Origin of the sequence: Sphingobium anseongense (assembly GCF_037725245.1) — a bacterium.
Lineage (GTDB): Bacteria > Pseudomonadota > Alphaproteobacteria > Sphingomonadales > Sphingomonadaceae > Sphingobium.
The window spans coordinates 98,929-117,063 of the sequence record NZ_JBBJUL010000009.1 but is presented as its reverse complement, the minus strand read 5'-3'; the positions used below and the strand labels follow the sequence as shown (position 1 = coordinate 117,063).

At 65.2% G+C, this 18,135-nt stretch carries 18 protein-coding genes and 1 pseudogene; 9 read left to right on the top strand and 10 right to left on the bottom strand.

Translation table 11 applies throughout. The features are described from left to right. Positions 1 to 4 precede the first annotated feature (4 nt). The 3 genes from WG908_RS13115 to WG908_RS13105 are packed head-to-tail and all read right to left on the bottom strand — an operon-like array spanning position 5 to position 5,200. Positions 5 to 1,792 (bottom strand): cytochrome c3 family protein, encoded by a 1,788-nt coding sequence (locus tag WG908_RS13115; RefSeq protein ID WP_340187037.1) that lies wholly within the window; start codon positions 1,790 to 1,792, stop codon positions 5 to 7. 7 nt (positions 1,793 to 1,799) lie between these two features. Continuing rightward, positions 1,800 to 2,675: a hypothetical protein gene (locus WG908_RS13110; RefSeq protein WP_340187036.1), complete on the bottom strand. Its 876-nt coding sequence runs from the start codon at positions 2,673 to 2,675 to the stop codon at positions 1,800 to 1,802. Next, entirely contained in the window at positions 2,675 to 5,200 is a 2,526-nt protein-coding gene (locus tag WG908_RS13105; RefSeq protein ID WP_340187035.1) for a cyclic nucleotide-binding domain-containing protein, read from the bottom strand. The genes WG908_RS13110 and WG908_RS13105 overlap by 1 nt, the downstream gene beginning before the upstream one ends. Positions 5,201 to 5,378: 178 nt before the next feature. On the opposite strand from WG908_RS13105, the gene WG908_RS13100 reads away from it, so the two are divergent. The 3 genes and pseudogenes from WG908_RS13100 to WG908_RS13090 all read left to right on the top strand — a co-directional run. After that, entirely contained in the window at positions 5,379 to 5,903 is a 525-nt protein-coding gene (locus WG908_RS13100; RefSeq protein WP_340187034.1) for a DUF192 domain-containing protein, read from the top strand. A 46-nt stretch (positions 5,904 to 5,949) separates the two neighbouring features. Continuing rightward, the gene (locus WG908_RS13095; RefSeq protein WP_340187033.1) at positions 5,950 to 6,348 is read left to right on the top strand and encodes an NADH:ubiquinone oxidoreductase subunit NDUFA12; all 399 of its coding nucleotides are present in this window, start codon (positions 5,950 to 5,952) and stop codon (positions 6,346 to 6,348) included. After that, a pseudogene (locus WG908_RS13090) lies at positions 6,345 to 6,761 on the top strand (DUF2155 domain-containing protein); the annotation flags it as partial. The gene WG908_RS13095 and the pseudogene WG908_RS13090, both read left to right, overlap by 4 nt. Positions 6,762 to 6,796: 35 nt before the next feature. Here the strand turns inward: WG908_RS13090 and aat are convergent. Beyond that, positions 6,797 to 7,564, bottom strand: a complete 768-nt coding sequence (gene aat / locus WG908_RS13085; RefSeq protein WP_340187032.1) for a leucyl/phenylalanyl-tRNA--protein transferase — start codon at positions 7,562 to 7,564, stop codon at positions 6,797 to 6,799. A gap of 90 nt (positions 7,565 to 7,654) precedes the next feature. On the opposite strand from aat, the gene WG908_RS13080 reads away from it, so the two are divergent. Continuing rightward, positions 7,655 to 8,023, top strand: coding sequence for a hypothetical protein (locus WG908_RS13080; RefSeq protein WP_340187031.1), 369 nt, complete (start codon positions 7,655 to 7,657; stop codon positions 8,021 to 8,023). Between the two features lie 368 nt (positions 8,024 to 8,391). Then, positions 8,392 to 9,468 (top strand): aldo/keto reductase, encoded by a 1,077-nt coding sequence (locus tag WG908_RS13075; RefSeq protein ID WP_340187030.1) that lies wholly within the window; start codon positions 8,392 to 8,394, stop codon positions 9,466 to 9,468. A gap of 135 nt (positions 9,469 to 9,603) precedes the next feature. On the opposite strand, the gene WG908_RS13070 is transcribed toward WG908_RS13075, so the two are convergent. Together WG908_RS13070 and WG908_RS13065 are read right to left on the bottom strand one after the other, a co-directional pair. Continuing rightward, positions 9,604 to 10,602: an NAD-dependent epimerase/dehydratase family protein gene (locus WG908_RS13070; RefSeq protein WP_340187029.1), complete on the bottom strand. Its 999-nt coding sequence runs from the start codon at positions 10,600 to 10,602 to the stop codon at positions 9,604 to 9,606. Between the two features lie 4 nt (positions 10,603 to 10,606). Continuing rightward, complete coding sequence (locus tag WG908_RS13065) at positions 10,607 to 11,113, bottom strand: flavin reductase family protein (protein WP_340187028.1); 507 nt, start codon at positions 11,111 to 11,113, stop codon at positions 10,607 to 10,609. Between the two features lie 144 nt (positions 11,114 to 11,257). Between WG908_RS13065 and WG908_RS13060 the strand changes: the two genes are divergently transcribed. Both WG908_RS13060 and WG908_RS13055 read left to right on the top strand, forming a co-directional pair. Next, positions 11,258 to 12,394, top strand: coding sequence for a GNAT family N-acetyltransferase (locus WG908_RS13060; RefSeq protein WP_340187027.1), 1,137 nt, complete (start codon positions 11,258 to 11,260; stop codon positions 12,392 to 12,394). Further along, on the top strand, positions 12,391 to 13,263 hold the full coding sequence (locus WG908_RS13055; protein WP_340187026.1) for a cupin-like domain-containing protein: 873 nt from the start codon (positions 12,391 to 12,393) through the stop codon (positions 13,261 to 13,263). Before WG908_RS13060 ends, WG908_RS13055 begins: the two co-directional genes overlap by 4 nt. Here WG908_RS13055 and WG908_RS13050 read toward each other — a convergent pair. Then, complete coding sequence (locus tag WG908_RS13050) at positions 13,241 to 14,314, bottom strand: GNAT family N-acetyltransferase (protein WP_340187025.1); 1,074 nt, start codon at positions 14,312 to 14,314, stop codon at positions 13,241 to 13,243. The two genes, WG908_RS13055 and WG908_RS13050, sit on opposite strands and share 23 nt — an antisense overlap. Before the next feature lie 46 nt (positions 14,315 to 14,360). Next, positions 14,361 to 14,723, bottom strand: a complete 363-nt coding sequence (locus tag WG908_RS13045) for an Mpo1-like protein (protein WP_445326721.1) — start codon at positions 14,721 to 14,723, stop codon at positions 14,361 to 14,363. A 206-nt stretch (positions 14,724 to 14,929) separates the two neighbouring features. Between WG908_RS13045 and ung the strand changes: the two genes are divergently transcribed. Then, positions 14,930 to 15,616 (top strand): uracil-DNA glycosylase, encoded by a 687-nt coding sequence (ung, locus tag WG908_RS13040; protein WP_340187024.1) that lies wholly within the window; start codon positions 14,930 to 14,932, stop codon positions 15,614 to 15,616. 101 nt (positions 15,617 to 15,717) lie between these two features. Here the strand turns inward: ung and rpoZ are convergent, their stop codons facing one another. Continuing rightward, complete coding sequence (rpoZ, locus tag WG908_RS13035; protein ID WP_340187023.1) at positions 15,718 to 16,062, bottom strand: DNA-directed RNA polymerase subunit omega; 345 nt, start codon at positions 16,060 to 16,062, stop codon at positions 15,718 to 15,720. A gap of 123 nt (positions 16,063 to 16,185) precedes the next feature. On the opposite strand from rpoZ, the gene WG908_RS13030 reads away from it, so the two are divergent. Further along, positions 16,186 to 17,385: a phospholipase D-like domain-containing protein gene (locus WG908_RS13030; RefSeq protein ID WP_340187022.1), complete on the top strand. Its 1,200-nt coding sequence runs from the start codon at positions 16,186 to 16,188 to the stop codon at positions 17,383 to 17,385. A gap of 13 nt (positions 17,386 to 17,398) precedes the next feature. Here the strand turns inward: WG908_RS13030 and WG908_RS13025 are convergent, their stop codons facing one another. Continuing rightward, the gene (locus WG908_RS13025) at positions 17,399 to 18,058 is read right to left on the bottom strand and encodes a hypothetical protein (RefSeq protein ID WP_340187021.1); all 660 of its coding nucleotides are present in this window, start codon (positions 18,056 to 18,058) and stop codon (positions 17,399 to 17,401) included. Positions 18,059 to 18,135: the final 77 nt, after the last annotated feature.

Genomic DNA, 18,135 nt, shown 5'->3' with positions numbered 1-18,135 from the left:
CGCTTCATCCCCCCTCATCCGTTCGACCAGCGACTCGGCCGGACGGCGACCAGGGTGCGCCCTGTGCCGCATGGTAGCTGTGACATAGAGCACAGCTCGAAGGAACCGGCGCACGCGCCTTTTCGCCACCATGGCAGGTGCGGCAGGTGGCGATGCCGGGCAACAGCAGGTCGCCCGACCGCTTAGAAGCAGGCGCCGCGTGACAGCTTTCGCATGTTTGGGTGCTGTGGGCGCGGTGGTCGAACCAGCCCTTCATCATATAGCGCATCGGCTGATGCACCGGCGCGATCTGCCAGCCGGTCTTGCCATTGGCACCCGGCGGCGCGACGATGTGACAGTCATAACAGGCCCCGCCGGGCGAAAAGACCGCACGCACCGCGTCGTCGGCGCGCGCCGGACGACGCGACACTTCGCCGAAATATGCCGCATACACCTGCCCCTGCGCATAAAGTCCGGGCCGACGCCGGACCGCCCCCTCCAGTTGCGCGGGCCGAGCGGGCGGCGTGCTGCGATAATAGGCGGTCAGGTCCGCCGTCACCTGTGCCGGATCGCCATGGCGCAGCGTGCGGACGGTGCCGCCGATCGTCTCCAGCGCCAGGCTGTGACAGGACTGGCAATCGCGCTCCATCTCCACCGGCTCGAAACGCACGCCATCGGCGCTGGTCCGGTGGCAGTCGGCGCACACCAGCGCGTCGCCCTGCCCCGACCTGCGCGCCATGCGCGCGACCCCGCCCGCCTTGGCCAAATGCACGTCGTGGGGAAATTTGAGCGCGCCCTCTTCGTTCGGCCTGGCGTCGAGCGACACCCGCTCGAACCGGGGCAGCGGATAGGCGAAATCCGCCCCGCCTTTCATCACCGCCGGCCGGAATTGCGGATGCGCCGTGCCGAAATCCGCCGCATCGCCAAGCGCCGTGTCGGCCAGCCGCTCGCGCAGCGACCCATGGCAATCGGTGCAGAAGGCCTGGGCGGTCGGCTGCATCGGCCCGGCGCCCTCATGTTCGCTGTGGCAGTCCACACATGCACCCGCAGGCGGTTTGCCAAAGGCGGCGGCGACCCGGTCCAGCAGCTTGCCCCCCAGCCCCGGCTCCGCCCGCGCCATCGCGATCCGTGGCGCAGACGCATGGTCATGGATGCGCGTATGGCAGGTCTGGCAAGCACTGTCGCGGACCGAAACGAAAGCTTTCTCGTGACAGCTTTCGCACTTGCCCTCCAGCGCATGATGCGCCCGGCTCAACGGTCCCGACGACCAGGGCGCGTCGCCCTTGACCGTGTGGATGTTGCGCGTGTCGATGGCCGGGCGAGAGGCATAGCTGATGATCGGCACAGCCAGGAAACCGACCAATATCGCCAGCAACAGCCCCCAGGCGGTGAGCCGCCTTCCCGGCAGCTTGCCCGCCAGCGAAAAGGCACGCTGTTCGTCCCTTTCGATCGTCGCCTCCGACAGCGCTTCCACCCGTTGCACCGACAGGACGATCTCGTCCCCATCGCCGGCCGTTATGGTGATCCGGTGTGCGCCCAGGCGCAGCTCCGCGCCTGTATCAGCGTCGATTTCCGCGCGCATGACCGGCTTGCCGTCGACGCGAAAGCCCAGCGTTCCGACTGCCCGCACTGACAATGTGCGTCCAGACAGCCGCTCGATGCAGACATGGTAGGGCAGGACGGCCAGGTCGGTCAGGTGAACATCACTGCCCCCCGCCCGACCGACGCTGATCTGCGGCTTTTCGATCCGCGACGCGCGCACGATTTCCCGTTCATCGGCGGTATGGCTGACCAGGCGGATGAGGAAGCTCAAGACAGGCTCACCAATAGAAAAAGACGCTGACGATGTGCGCGGTCAGCGCCGCCAGCAGGGCGAAGGTCATCGGTACATGGACATAGAGCCAAATTTCAAGCAGCGCGCGCAATCGCAGGTGACGGCGCAGCCGCGCCAGCATCGCCTGCTTGCGGCCCAACAGCGCGTCGATCCTTGCCAGCGGATCGCTGCCGCTCGCCCCGGCGATACCCGCCGCCCGCAGCACCTTTTGCGCCCGCGCGACCTCACAGCGGCGATAACGACCCGACAGCCGCGCCCACAGTCCGCCGCCGAACGGGTCCTGCCGCAACGCCCGTTCGACCCATTCGGCCTGATCTTGCGGCAAAGGCTGGGCAGCTTCGTGCAACTGCCGGTCGATCGCCCGCACGGAATCCAGCATCTGCGCCTGCGTCATCTCGTCGCGATTGGCGCTCATCGCGGCGGGCAACACAGCATAGGCGCAGACGCCGAATATGCCCGACGCGATCACCAGCATCATCAAAGCCCAAGCCAGCGTATGGACGTTCCAGCCAAGCTGAAACCCCGTATGCAGCGTCCCGATGACGACCAGGCTGAGACCCAGATACACATGCGCCGATGTCCAGGCCTTCAGCGACCAGCACCCCCGTGTCATCGCCCGCTTGCGCACGCCCAGCAGCGTGAGCCAAAGGATCAGCCCGACGCCGATCGTGCCGAGCGCATAGCCGTACCAGCTCCCGCCATTATGCCGCGGCGTCACGTCGACCAGCAGATAGGACGTCACGGCGATCACGCTGATCGACAGGGCGATCTTGAGCCAGCGAAAGCCGGCATGGCGCAAAAACCCCTCATGCACTGTTTCGGCATGCGGCCTGCCGATCATGACGGGTACGCGAACGGCCATCAGGCGCCTCCCCTTTCCAGCCGCGCGACACTCAGGAAATCCTCGGGCGCGACCCGGATCGCAGCGCCCGTCGGACATGCGCGCACGCAGGCGGGTCCGCCTTCGATCCCGGCGCACATATCGCACTTGATCGCTTTCTTGGGCGCTTCAACGCCCGGTTCGGCATGTTTCTTGCGCCATTTCTTGGGTGCTTCGCCTGGTCCCGGCCCGGCGCCAAACAGCATCCAGCTCAGCAGCCCCGGCTTTTTGGGCGGCACGCTGTCCATGCTGATCACGCCATAGGGACAGTTGCGCTGACAATTGCCGCACCCGATGCAGGTGTCATCGATAAACACCTCGCCGTCCGGCCCGCGATGGATGGCGTTGGGCGGGCAATCGGCCATGCAGTGCGGGTGCTCGCAATGCCGGCAACTGGTTGGCACGTGCAGGTGCGCGTAGGTGCGCCCAGCTTCGCGATCGAGCCGCGACAAACCGTCATGGCTGTCCGCACATGCTTTTTCGCAATTATCGCAGCCTACGCACAATTGCTCGTCGATCAGCAGCACGTCGGTCGCTTCGCCGATCCCATTGTCCACCAGGAATTTGGCGGTCTGCGAATACATGTCGACGACGGTTGAAAAACTGTCCTTACGGCTTTCTACGAAAGCGTTGACCTCCTGCCGCGCGGCCATGTCGCGCCGCGCGCGTTCCAGCAGCGCGGGCTTTGCCGCCATCAATCGGGCGAATGCTACGCCGTCGATGCGGATCACTTCGGACTTGACCGTGGCCTTTACCGTGGCCGTCCGCCGGCCGCCCGCTATCAGCGCCATTTCGCCGACATAGCTGCCGGCGGGCAGATAGGACAGAAAGACAGGCTTGCCACCTACCGTCTTCTCGACGATCATCGACCCGACGCGGATCACGAAGATGTCGGTCCCCTCGTCCCCTTCGGTGATGATGCTTTCGCCCGCGCGCACGGTGCGGATCTCGGCGGTGTCGAGCACTTCGACCAGATCCTGCGGCGTCAGCCCCGCACCAAACATTTGCAACAACTGCCGCTCGGTCGAAATGCGGGTGACCGCCCGGCGCGCGGCGGGAACGGCCGACATCAGCTTGAGCGCCGCCGTCCGCGACACCTCGACCATTACAGCGTCGGTCCCCGCCCGCACGCTCGCTCCGCGCCGCCGCCCGGAAATCAGGCCCACTTCGCCGAAGATAGACCCCGCCGGGATCGGCACCGTCGCGCCCCCGCCAACGTCCACCAGCGCCAGCCCGTCGGCCACACCGAACAGCGACGATCCGGGATCGTTCTTCTCGAAGATCATGTCGCCCGCCCGGTAGGCGCGCACGTCGCTGTCCAGCATGAACTCGCGCATCTGGAGCGGAGACAGGCCTTCGAGAATCGACACGCTGGTGCGCAGATACTCCAGCCACTCGTCCACGCCGCGCTTCCCCGGCAGACCAGCGAACTTTGCCGCCAGGATCGGCTCATCGGCGGGCTTCAAGGTGCGGTTGCCGTTGATATATTCAACGACATCATGCCCCTGGTTCATGCAGTGCTTGATCAGCGGATATCCCGCCAGCGCGCCGATCACGAATATGCCGGGCGCGCTCGTCTCGAATACCGGCGAGAGTTGCGGAAAGGCCAGCCGGTCGCCGCTGGTGAAGGCTATGCCGCACGCCTCCACGAAGTCGCGTGGCGGCGCGGATCCCATGCGCGCGATGATCCGGTCGCATCGCAGCCGCGCCTCGCCATCTCGCGTGTCCAGCGTGATCCAGCCCGGTTCGACCATCCGCGTCGTCGCTTCGGTCAGCAGCGCGAGCCGCCCGGCATCCGCCGCCGCCATCAACGCCTTGACGTTCGCGCCCTTGGCCGATGCGAATTCGGGCGAGCGGTTCACCAGCGTTACGACATTGCCCTGCGCCTCGTCCGCCGCCAGACCCAGCGCATTTTCGATCCCCGCGTCGCCGCCACCGATGACGACGATATGTTCGTCATTATACGCAGCCGGATCGTCGAGCTGATATTGCACATGGGGCAGGTCCGCGCCTGTCGCCCGCAAAAGGTTGGGATTGCCCTGCGTCCCGATCGCCACCACCACCGTATCGGCGATCACTTCGCCGCCATTCGCCAGCGTCAGGCGATAGGGCGGCTCGCGGCGCTGTATCTCGCGGGTGGTGCTTGAACCGTCGCGCCCGCGCGACACGATCGTCTGCACGCTGCCCGGAATTGGATCGCCTGACCCCTCGATGCTCATGACCTCGGCATTATAGACGACCGCAACGCCCAGCGCCGCCGCCTGGGCGTTCCATCTCTCCAGCACGGCCTCGCGCTTGCCAGCCTCGAAATCGCAGTCGGAACGCAGCACCAACTGGCTGGGCGTCGCCATGACATGCTTGCCCTTTTGATATTTGTAGATCGTGTCCGACAGATGGTCGGTCTTTTCCAGCAGGACATGAGACAGGCCAAGCTGCGCCGCGCGCGCGGCGGCGGAAAGGCCCGCAGGCCCCGAACCGACTATAGCGATCCGCACGCGCTCACTCATGCCACCCCCCAGCGATATGCCCGTCATGCCCCAGACGTGCCCAAGCCACACTTTCAGGCGCAGTCATCGGCAGGCGCGAACCCCGTCGCTGATGTAGCCCTGTCCCCGCCGATGCGCCAGAGGGTCGCGTGCGAAAGCCTCTCCCCATTCACGACGGTCCCGGCTAGAAGTCGCTGCCATGTCCCGCACCCTGGTCTTTTCCGCCCTGCTCCTGCTCGTCGCCTGCAAATCCGGCGCGGACCAGCCCGACAATAGCGCCAGCGCCGCCGCCCCGGCGCAGGTCAGTCTGCTTCCCCTCGCCATCAGGACAGCGACGGCCGACCACCGCTTCGCCGTCGAGGTCGCGTCCACGCCGCAGGAGCAGGCGCGCGGCCTCATGTTCCGCAAACAGATCGGTCCCGACAGCGGCATGCTGTTTCCGATGACACCGCCCCGCACCGCCAGTTTCTGGATGAAGGACACGCTGATCCCGCTCGACATCCTGTTCATCCGCACCGACGGGACGATCGCGCTGATCGGCGCCAACCGCCAACCCTATGCGCTCGAACCGGTATCGGCGGGGGTGCCGGTGGCGGCGGTGCTGGAACTGGCCGGAGGCCGCGCCGCCGCCCTTGGCATTGGCGAAGGGGACAAAGTGCGTTGGGGCCGATGCGCCGATCCGGCCGGTCGTCCCGCTGCGCTGGAATTCTGCCCCACGCCATAGCTAGCGACTTGCCAATGGCCTGCGGCAGCGGCTAAGCGCTTGTGCCATGGGAATCCTCGGCAAGATCTTCACCTGGTGGGATGGCGCGACCATCGGCACCGCCCTGTTCAGCGCCCGCAAGGGCACCAAGGTGGGCGAGGACCATCAGGGCAATGTCTATTTCGAAGGCGGTGTGGGCCTCGATGGCCGCCCCCGCCGCTGGGTCATCTACAATGGCGCCAACGATGCCAGCCGCGTTCCGGCGGAATGGCATGGATGGCTGCACCACAGCTTTGACGGCGCGCCCGAAAGCTTCCTGCCGCCGCCGCGCATCTGGGAACGCGAATATATCCCCAACGCCACCGGCACGGCCAACGCCTATCGCCCCTCAGGCGCGCTCGAAAAGGGCGGCCAGCGCCAGCGCGCCACCGGCGATTATGAAGCCTGGAGCCCCGACGCATCATGACGCGCCCTGCCGCCGGGCCGATCCTGCCCGGCACATTGGCATTGGCGTCTGTACTGGCGCTGGCGCTCTCCGCCTGCGGCGGTGACGAAATTCCGACCGCCAACCAGAGCGGCCCTGTCCGCGTCGAAGGCAGCAAGATCGCGTCCGGCGATGCCACCGCCCTGCCCGGCACGCCCATGGCGCAGCGAGTCGCGGTGATCGGCCTGCTCAACAAGCGCAACGGACTGACCCGCGATCTGAGCATGAAGCCCGGCGAAGCGCTACGGGTCGGCGACGCCATCGTGCGGCTCCAGGCGTGCGAAACCAGCGCGCCGTGGGAGAATTTGCAGGAGGTCGGCGCCTTCGTCCAGTTGGACGTGCGCTCCACCGCCGACGGCAAGTGGCGACGCAATTTTTCCGGCTGGCTGTTCCGCAATCGGCCCGACCGCAACATCGTTCAGCACCCGATCTACGACGTCTGGGTCAAGAGCTGCACGATGAGCTGGCCCGAAACCGGCCCCGGCACCGTCAAGCTGGGCGGCAAGGGCGAAGTCCCGGACGCATCCTCGCCGTCGGCGGGCAATGCCGCCAGCGGTTCGAACGCCACCGAGGCCGCCGCGCCCGAGCCATCCGCCAGCCAGCCGCGCCCGGTCCCCAACGCCACGCCATCCAGCGCGCCGTCCAGCAACCCAAGATAGTCCGCCTGGTCGATTTCCACCGCGCCCAGCGAGCGCAGGTGATCGGTCATGAACTGGCAGTCGAGCAGCGTGAAGCCGCCCGCACGCAGCCGGGCCACCAGCCAGGCGAGCGCCACCTTTGACGCATCGGTGCGGCGCGACACCATGCTCTCGCCGAAAAAGGCGCGGCCGATCGCCACGCCATACAGGCCGCCGACCAGATCATCCCCTTCCCAGCATTCGATCGAATGGGCAAATCCGATGGCGTGCAGATGGCGATAGGCTCGCTCGATCGGCCCGTTGATCCAGGTCGATGGCCGATCCGGCGCGGCCTGCGCGCACAGGGCGACGATGCCGGCGAAATCATGATTGGCGGTGACGCGGAATCGCTCCTGCCGGATGACCTTGGCCAGCGAACGTGACAGCCGGAACCCGTCGAGTGGCAGGATCGCGCGCTTTTTCGGCTCGACCCAATAGACATCCGGCGCATCCCTGTCATCGGACATCGGAAAGACGCCGATGGCATAGGCCTTGAGCAGCAGCACGGGGTCGATCATCATTCTGTCCAAGACTTAGCACGGGGCGGACGCGATGCCAGCCCGTTTCGCGGTCGATTCGACAAGCAGTGGCAAACGGCGCAAATTCCGGCCATGGCGAACATATGGATCACCGCGACGCGCTGGTTAACCGTGCCATTGCTGCTCCATGCAGCGCCGCTGGCGGCGCGGGACGCATCGCCATGGCCGGGCCATTATTATCTTCAAGGCGTGATGGAAACGGGATCGGAACTGCTGTTGCAAGCCGATGGCCGCTTTCAATGGTATCTGGTCTACGGCGCGCTCGACCTGTTCGCGCAAGGACGATGGACGCAAGAGGGCGACCGCATCATCCTGATCGCGAAACCGTCCGGCGACATCCCGCGCCCCGGCTTCGACCGGCTGGAACTCACGCCCCGCGACGGCGCGCTGATACCGCCCGACGGACGTGGCGCTTACGAAAAGGCGCAGGCGCACGACTGACCCCTCCAGCCCGCCGAGCCACGCCATCCCGCAGGGCATGGCAGCGGTGAAAAGGTAGCGGCGCAACGGATCGGGCTGGAGCATCAAAAGTGACCGATAACCGCCATTTTCGCCCCGAAGTTCACACTCTGGCGGGCGCGCGTGCGCGCGCGGACGGGCGCGCGAGAGCGAAAGGATCGAACGGTTCAAGGATCAGGGCACGATAGGCTGGCGCGGGCGAAATAGGACAGGATGAAACGGGAGGCCGAAGCAAAATAGGATGGTTTTCGCGCAGGCTGTGGCGACGCGGCCACAATCCGATATGCTGGACGACCCATTTTCTGGCAAGGTTACCTAGTCACCATATCGCGCAGCTGAAGGAAACAGAAATGGCGCTTGATCACTATGTCACGCTGGGCCGGTCGGGCCTGCGCGTCAGCCCGCTGTGCCTTGGCACGATGACGTTCGGGGAAAGCCGCGGATGGGGTGCGCCCGTCGAGGAATGCCGGACCATCCTGGACCGCTTCATCGATGCGGGCGGAAATTTCATCGACACGGCGAACGGTTATCAGGCGAGCCAGTCGGAAGCGATTATCGGCGATCATGTCGGCCATGACCCGGCCAAGCGCGACCGCCTCGTTCTGGCCACCAAATTCAGCAACAATCTGTATCTGGGCGATCCCAACGGCGGCGGTTCGGGGCGCAAGGCGATCATCGGCCAGTGCGAGCAGTCGCTGCGACGCCTGCGAACCGACTATATCGATCTCTACTGGCTGCATAACTGGGACATACACACGCCGATCGATGAAACCATGGCGGCGCTGGAAGACCTGACCCGTTCCGGCAAGGTGCGCTATATCGGCGTTTCGGATACGCCCGCGTGGAAAATCGTGGAAGCGAACATGATAGCGCGCTTTCGCGGCTGGGCGCCATTCATCGGGTTGCAGATCGAATATTCCCTGCTGGAGCGCAGCGTCGAGGCGGAGCTGGTGCCGATGGCACGGGAGATGGGCCTTGGCATCACCCCCTGGGGACCGCTGAAAAGCGGTGCGCTGAGCGGCAAATATACGCGCAGGAACGACGGCCAGGTACAGATCGATCGCGGCGCGATGGTTCCGCTCAACGAGCAGACCTATGCCGTCATCGATGTGCTGGAGTCGATCGCCGAGGCGCACGGCAGCACGGTGGCCCGCATCGCTCTCGCCTGGTTGCGGATGCAATCGGGCGTGACGTCCACCATCATCGGCGCGCGCCGTGTGAGCCAGCTGGAGGACAATATCCGATCGACGCAGATTGTGCTCTCGCCCGAGGAACTGGCTCAACTCGACGCGTTGACCAAGCACCCGCTGCCGTTCCCGCAGAATATGATGACCATGTTCCCGGCGCTTCACAATGGCGGAACGACGATCAACGGGGTCGCGGGCGGCACGTCGATGATCATCGCCCCCGGCGAAAAGCCATATTGAGAAGCTGCCGTAGCGCGCATGGCCTCCGCCGGGAGCATCGGAGGCCCGGCTGGCACGCATCCCCGCTTGCGATGCAGGCGGCGGTTTCAGAATGGATTGTCGAGATGGCGTCCGGGTTGTCCCCGGCCCGATCCATCACCCCGCGTGATAGCCCCGATACCAGTCGACGAACCGGGGTACGCCCGCCTCGATCGCCGTCGTCGGCGCATAGCCGATGTCCGCCGCGATCGCGCTGATGTCGGCATAGGTCGCGTGGACGTCGCCAGGCTGCATCGGCTGGAAATCGATCTTCGCCTTGCGCCCGCACGCCTGTTCCAGCACGGCGATCAGGTGCATTAATTCTTCGGACCGGTTGTTGCCGATATTGTAGAGCCGGTGGGGCGCGCGGCTGCCGCCCGCCTTGGCCGCGCCGTCATCGGCCGGTGGATGATCGAGGCAGCCAATCACGCCCGCAACGATATCATCGACATAGGTGAAGTCGCGCTGCATCCGGCCATGGTTGAACACCGGGATCGGCTCGCCCGCCAGTATCTTGCGGGTAAAGATCCACATCGCCATGTCGGGCCGTCCCCACGGCCCGTAGACGGTGAAGAAACGCAGGCCCGTCATGGGAATGCGGAACAGGTGGGCGTAGGTCTCGCTCATCAGTTCGTCGGCGCGCTTGGTCGCGGCATAGAGCGACACCGGATGATCGGCGCGGTCCTCGACCCGGAAGGGCAGGCTGTCATTGCCGCCATAGACCGACGATGACGAGGCATAGACCATGTGCCGCACCCGCCGGTCGCGCGCCAGTTCCAGCATGTTGACATGCCCGCCCAAGTTGGACCGGACATAGGCTTGCGGATTTTCGAGCGAATAGCGGACCCCGGCCTGCGCCCCCAGATGGACGATGGATTCGATCACATGGCCATCGAGCGCCGCCCGCACCGTGTCCATGTCAGCAAAGTCCAGTTCGACGAAGGTGAACAGCTTGCCATGCGCCGCCTCCAGCTTCGCGATCCGGTCGCGCTTGAGCGAGACCGCATAATAATCGTTCATGTCGTCGATGCCGATCACCGCCCGGCCCTGTTCCAGCAGCCGGTCGGCGACATGCATGCCGATGAAGCCGGCCGCGCCGGTGACAAGGACGGTCATTCGATCACGACATGCCAGGTGGCAGGATCGGCGCGAACTGACCGTAACCGCCCTTGAAGAATAGCAGCGGCCGCCCGTCCCGCTCCGTGTCGAGGGCCTGCACTTCGCCCAGCACGATATAATGATCGCCCGCTTCGTGGACCGCGTGCAGCGTACAGTCGATCCAGGCCAGCGCGCCGTCGAGGATCGGCGAGCCATTGGCCGAAAGCCGATGCGAAACGCCGGCGAACCGATCTTCGCTCGGTCGCGAGAAGGTGCGGCACAGATCTTCCTGATCGTCGGCGAGGATATTGACGCAAAAGCGCCCCGTCGCTTCGATCCGCGGCCAGCTGGTCGAGCTTTTGTCCGGGAAAAAGGCGACCAGCGGCGGATGCAGCGACACCGAGGTGAAGGAGCCCACGACCATGCCAGCGCCGCGTCCATCGGATTCGACCGTCGTCACCACGCATACGCCAGTCGGATAATGTCCCAATATCTGCCGGAAAAATCTGCCCTCTATGGCCGTTCCCACAATCCACCTTTCCTATATCGCATCGTCCGCATAGACGACGACTGCGCGCCTGATGTAATCGCCATTGCCCGCGTCATGCAAGAACAGGCGCATAGTGGTGGGGCATTTAGCTATTCCCTAATCTTTGCCGCCTAAGGCGATGCCATGGACATGGCGTCTCATCCCTCTCCCATGGCGGCGCACACGCGCGCCCTGTCGGCGGGGCAGCGTGCGCGCTGGGCGGATCTGGCCGCTGACGCTGCCGAGGCCAATGCCTTTTACGCGCCCGACATGCTGTGCGCCGCGCTCGACCATCTCGCTCGCCCCGGCGCGGTGCGGATCGTCGAAGCCTTTGCCGGCGAATTGCTGATCGGCTTGTTGCCGGTGGAAATCAGCCCCGGATATGGCCGCCTGCCCCTGGCCTGCGCCACCAACTGGATGCACCGCCATTGCTTCTTTGGCGCGCCGATCCTGCGGCGCGGCCATGAAGCAGCAGCGTGGCGCGAGTTTTTCGCCCAGCTGGACGATGCGCCATGGGCACCGCATTTCCTGCACCTGACCGGCCTCGACGCCGCCGGCGCGAACGCCGCGGCGCTCGAAGCGATATGCAGCGTGCAGGGACGCTCGCGCCGGGAAATCCACCGATACGACCGCGCCTTGCTGCGATCCGACCTGGATGCCGGCGCCTATTGGGACGCGCATGTACGCGCCAAGAAGCGCAAGGAGATCCGCCGCCTGCAAAAGCGGTTGGAGGAATTGGGGCGGATCGAGGAACGGCGGCTGACCGAGATAGGCGATGTTTCGCATTGGTGCGGGGATTTTCTGGCGCTCGAACGATCAGGGTGGAAGGGGCGAGAGGGAAGCGCGCTGGCATGCAGCCCCGCCGACGCCGCTTTCTTCCGCGCCGCCAGCGCCGCCGCCTTCGGCGAGGGTCGCCTGCATTTTCTGCGCATCGACCTTGATGGCCGCGCGATCGCGATGCTGGTTAATTTTCTGCACGGCGATGGCGGCTTTTCGTTCAAGATCGCCTTCGATGAGGACATGGGCCGATTTTCGCCGGGCGTCCTGATCGAGCTGGCGAACCTGGGCAGCGTTCAGGGCGATCCGGCAATCGCCTGGATGGACAGCTGTGCCGCGCCGGATCATCCGATGATCGACAGCCTGTGGGCCGAACGCCGGTCGATGGCGCAATATCGGGTGGCGCTGCAAGGCACCGGCGCGGTCCGCCTGCGCCGGGCAGTCGCCTTTGCGCTCGCGGATGGATGTGAATGGCTCGTGCGGCGAGTGAAAGGACAAGCATGACGGCCCAAAGTCCAATCGAGGCGCGCAACGACGCGCGTGCCTTTTCCGACAGCGCCCGCGTCGCCTTCGGCGCGGCCTATCCTGACAGGCCCGTCAAGCTGACGCACGGCCTGGCCGACCATCCGCTGCTGACCCTGGAAGCGCTCGCGGCCCTTGCCGAACGGATGCCTGTGGAAAATGTCGAATATAATCTGGGGCGACTGCCGCTCGGACTGCGGCCAGAGGATACCCCGACCAACGGCCTGACCCTTGGCGAGACGATCCGCACGATCGACACCAACGGCAGTTGGGCCGTGCTCAAAAATGTCGAGCGCGACGACGCCTATCGCGCGCTGCTCGATATGGCCCTTGCCGAGCTGGAGCCGATCGTGGCGCGCAAGACCGGGCCGATGGTGCATCGCGAAGCCTTTATCTTCCTGTCTTCGCCGGGCAGCGTCACCCCGTTTCACATGGACCCGGAGCATAATATCCTGCTCCAGATCAGGGGCGCGAAGGAGATGACGGTCTTTCCGGCCGACGACGAGCAACTGGTGTCTGCGGAACAGAGCGAGGCGTTTCATGCAGGCGGCCATCGCAACCTGCCATGGCGCGACGATTTTCTAAGGCATGGCACGCCCTTTTCCCTGACGCGGGGCGAAGCGGTCCATGTGCCGGTCAAGGCCCCCCATTTCGTCAAAAATGGCGATGCCGTTTCGATCAGCCTGTCGGTCACCTGGCGGTCGGAACGCAGCGTCGCCGAAGGCGAGTTGCACAGCCTCAACGCGCTCCTGCGCCGGCGGGGCCTGCCCATTGCCCGTGTCAGCGCCAAGCCCGAAAGCCAGTCGGTCCAGCGCCTCGTCTATCGCATCATGCGGAAATTGGGCGCCTGAAAATCCGGCGGATGAACGCCTCGGCTTCCAGCCGGGGCGAGAAACGCTCAATCGCCCACCATTCCAGCCTCTCCTGACAGGTTGCGAGGCTCTGCTTGTAGCGGTCCTTCCCCGCCAGCAGCGAATAGCGTGCGCAATCCATCCCGGCATAGCGCGCCACGGCGGCGGCGTGGCATAACAGCCCCGGCTTGTCCCTGGGCGACAAAGGCGCGGCAAAGGCGGACTGATAGTTCATCGCCACGCCGCGATAGATGAAATTGACGAGCAGCCCGACCAGCCCGCCCGCATCGGTCAGGCGAAGCAGTTCGACCTGACCATTTGCCAGCCCCCGAACGAGCAGCCCCCGGACGAAAGTGCGAAAGGCCGGATCATCCCAGGCATTATCGGCATGGCGGCCCGTGTTGAGGGCCAGCATCTCGCCAAGTCCGGCGTCGATTTCATCCAGGTCGCGCGCCACCGCGATGCCGGGCATCGCCCCGCCCCGATCCTTCATCGCCCGGCGGACCTGGCTGCGCGTATTGGCGCTCAGGAGCGACAGATAGTCGCCGCCCGCATCGCGTACTGCGGCAAGATCGACCTGGTAGACGGGCGACGCATCGAGCCGGGTCGCCCTTCGGCCCGGCAATGCCAGCATCGGCGAATCGGGCAGTACGCCAGCCAGCCGGAACACGCGCCAATCGTTTCGCCCCGCGATGGCGGCGAGCGCAGCCAGCGTCGCGTCGCTTTCCGCCCCGGCGGCGGCGAGCAGGCCGTTATATTCGACATAGGGGCGATCGGCGACCGGATCGCCCGATTCGCTGAGAAAGAGGGTCGCGGCACGGCCCAGCAATCGCGGCTGCATCGCATGGCCGACGAGCGCGAGGCCCATGTCGTCCCCATTCGCGTCGGTGACGGATAGCAGTTCGGGCCGGATGGCATAGCTGTCGAGCCAGGCGTCGATCCATGTCCAGCCGAGGAAAAAGCTTGCGGCGCCCCGTGCTTCGAGTTCGCGCCAGCGTGCGCCGAGCATGACCCTGTCAGGGAGGGAGGAAAACTGCGCCGTCAACGCCATGACATCCCATGTCGCAACGGGTGGCGGGCGGTCAAGCTGTTTGCGGCTACAGGCCCAGGCGTTGTTCAGGGTCCACCGTGCCGTCGGTGCGGACGCCGGCACGGCGCAGGTCGTGCACCATGTGACCGCCTATGAACCGATACCACATGACGAAATCCGCCCCCAGCGACCACAGCGGATAACGAAAGGTTGCGGGGCGATTATGCTCAATCAGCCCGTGCCCGATCCAGGCGAAGCCATAGCCCGCGAGCGGGACGGCGGCCGTCAGCCACCAATTGTGCAGAAAGGGCAGGGTTGCGAGCAGCAGCAATACCAGGGTCGTCCCGGCATAGTGCAGCGCCCGCGTTCCAGCACGGGCATGTTCCTGGAGATAATAGGGCCAGAACTCCCCGAAGCGTGCCAGTCGCATTATCCTCGTCCCTTATATACATGACCCATATCCCAAATCCTGCTTCAGGTTAAGGAAGCGATCGTCCAGTCGAGACCTTTTTTGCCCCACAGGAGAAGCGAACATTTATCCAGGTCAGGCCCGTGGCACCATGCGGCGGCGGAAAGGACAGAATGGATCGAACGCCGCCAATTGACTCGCGGACCGCCGTCGGGCCATCAGACCTGATGAGCGACACCGTAAAGCTGCACCAAAGCTGGCGCGATCCGTTGGCCAGCGAATTCGCCGCGCCGCACATGCGCGCGCTGAAGACTTTCCTCCAGTCCGAAAAGGCCGCCGGCAAACGCATCTTTCCCAGGGGCAGCGAATATTTCCGTGCGCTCGACCTGACCCCGCTCGACCAGGTGAAGATCGTCATTCTAGGGCAGGACCCCTATCATGGCGCGGGGCAAGCGCATGGATTGTGCTTCAGCGTTCAGCCCGGCGTGCGCGTGCCGCCGTCGCTGCGCAACATCTACAAGGAACTTCAAGACGACCTCAACATCCCCGTCGCTACCCATGGCTTTCTGGAACATTGGGCGCGACAGGGCGTGCTGCTCCTCAACAGCGTCCTTACCGTCGAAATGGGCCAGGCTGCGTCCCATCAGGGCAAGGGTTGGGAGAGGTTCACCGATGCCGTCATACAGGCGGTAAACCGCCAGCCCAATCCGGTGGTGTTCATGCTGTGGGGCGCCTATGCGCAGCGCAAGGCGGGGTTCGTCGACAGCCGCCGCCACCTGGTGCTCAAGGCGGCGCACCCTTCACCCCTCTCAGCGCATAACGGCTTCCTGGGATGTCGCCATTTTTCTCAGGCCAATGCGTTTCTGGAAGCGCATGGGCGGGGGGCCATCGACTGGGCGCTGCCCGCGGCCTGAGCGGATCGGACGGCGGCGCGAGCGAGAAAATTCAGCCCGAAATTATGAGGCCCGGTCCCGCTGGAACGGGCCGGGCCTCTTCCCTCTCCAAACCGGTCAGTTCAGCCGTCGTAATCGCCGCCGATATTCTGGTTGCGCGGCGGCGCGGCCGCGGTCAGGCGAAGCGCCTCCGCCGACTGGGCGATCGAGCCGATCTCGTCAGGCGTATCGTCATCGTCGATCTGCACCTTTTGCAGCGAAGCAACGACCGACGCATGAAGTTCATCGGGCAACACGGTTTCTTCGGCGATCTCGCGCAGGGCGACCACCGGATTCTTGTCGCGATCGCGATCCACGGTCAGTTCGGCGCCGCCGGAAATTTCACGGGCGCGCTGCGCTGCAAGCAGTACGAGATCGAAGCGGTTGGTAATCTTGTCGACGCAATCTTCGACGGTTACGCGGGCCAATAGGGCCTCCTTGAAAACTCTGATGGGGATCGTATGGTTCGCGCCTAACAGCGGCCTGCACAGGAGTCAAGAATAGCCCATAAAAGCATGGCTCCGCGCTGCTTTAGGGGGCATGGATACCCAATGACGCAGGAACGCCATGGTGCGCATTCGGACGAAACGATGGTCCAAGTGACGCTGCAGGGAAACAGCCTGAGCGTGATCGACGACGGCCCCGCCCTGTGGACCGCCCTGATCGACCTGATCGACAGTGCCAGGTCATCGCTCAAGCTCTATTATTATATCTTCGCCGATGACGAGAGCGGCCACATCATGCTCGACCGGCTGATCGCGGCGCGCAATCGGGGCGTGGCGGTGACCCTGATCGTCGATGCGTTCGGCAGCGGTGGCCCGGACCAGCCGCTGTTCGACGGATTGATCGCGGCGGGCGGCCATTTCGCCTGGTTCGGTGCGCGCCGATCGACCCGTTACCTGATCCGCAACCATCAAAAGATCGCGATCGCCGATGACGAGCGCCTGATGATCGGCGGGTTCAATATCTCCCACGACTATTTCGGCCCGGTCGAAGCCGATGGCTGGCGCGACCTGGGGCTGGTGATACGCGGCCCGCAAGTCGAGGCGATGGTGCTGTGGTATGCGCAATTGTGGCGATGGGTTTCCACCCGGCGTCAGCGGTTCCGCACGCTGCGCGCGATGGTGCGCCGCTGGCATCCCGCCTTGCGGCACGATCCGCACAGCGCGTTTCGCTGGCTGGTGGGCGGGCCGACCCGGCGGCTTAGCCCCTGGGCGAAGGTCGCCAAGCATGATCTGGAACAGGCCCGCCGCGTCGACATGGTGATGGCCTATTTTTCGCCCGGACGCGGCATGCTCAAGCGCATCGCGCGAGCGGCGGGACGCGATGGCGCGCGGCTGATCCTGCCCGCCCGGTCGGACAATGGCGCAACCGTCGCCGCATCCCGCCTGCTGTACGGCCCGCTGCTGCGCCGGGGCGTCGAAATCCGCGAATACCTGCCCAACAAGCTGCACATCAAGCTGCTGGTGGTGGACGATGCGGTGTTCATCGGTTCCGCCAATTTCGACATGCGCGGGCTGTTCCTCAACCTGGAACTGATGCTGCGGATCGAGGACCGGCATTTTGCCGAGCTGATGCGCGCGCGGATCGACCGCTATGCGAAGGACAGCAAGCGCGTCACCTATGACGCCTATGTGCGGCAACGGGGCGTGCTGACGCTGATCAAGGGGTGGATCAGCTACTTCCTCGTCGGCGTGCTGGACTATAGCGTGACGCGGCGTTTGAACTTCCGCGATCCCGATACGGACTGAACCGGCGCGACCATCAGCGCGGGCGTATCAACAGCCCCAGCAGCCGGGCATAGAGGCCGGGGGTAAGCGCGGGCGGAGCCGGGCGGTTGCGGATGATGTCATGCCGCGCAAGGGCGGTAGCGATCCGCATGGATTTCCATGCGGCGGGCCAGCGCGCATCCTTGAGCGCGGGCACGAGCCGGCCGGCAAGCGCGACCGCCTCCGCCCGCGCCGGCGCCGAATGGAGATGGCCCGACAAATCCCATAGCGCCCACAGGCGGCCCGCGTCCCAAAGCCAGGATGGCGGATCGTCCACTCCGCTCAGCAGGGTGAACAGGCCCCCGCCACGACCGATGGCGAAGTCGCGCATCGCATCAGCGTCGACCTGTGGCACCAGCAGCGCTTCCCAGCCGTCCAGCATCGCGCGCAGCCCCGCATCCCCCGCCATGCCCGCCGCGCGCAGCGCGTCGAGCAGCGGCTCGCCCCTGCCCTTGGCCCGCGCCGGATCGGCCAGCGCCTCGTCCCACCACGCGATGCGGATTCGCCCGATCATCGGATCGGACGTGGTGCGGATGATATCGGCCAGCCGCTCGTCATAGGCCCAGGCAAGCGCCCGCCGCGTTCGCCCGGCCGCATCCCCATGGGCAAGCAGCAGACGGGTCAGCGCACCGTGCGGCGCGATAGCGTCACTCAAAATCTTCCCCCGTCCCGTTCATGATCATCCCGGAATTACGCCATCTTAACCATTCTCCTCATACACATTCTAACGAG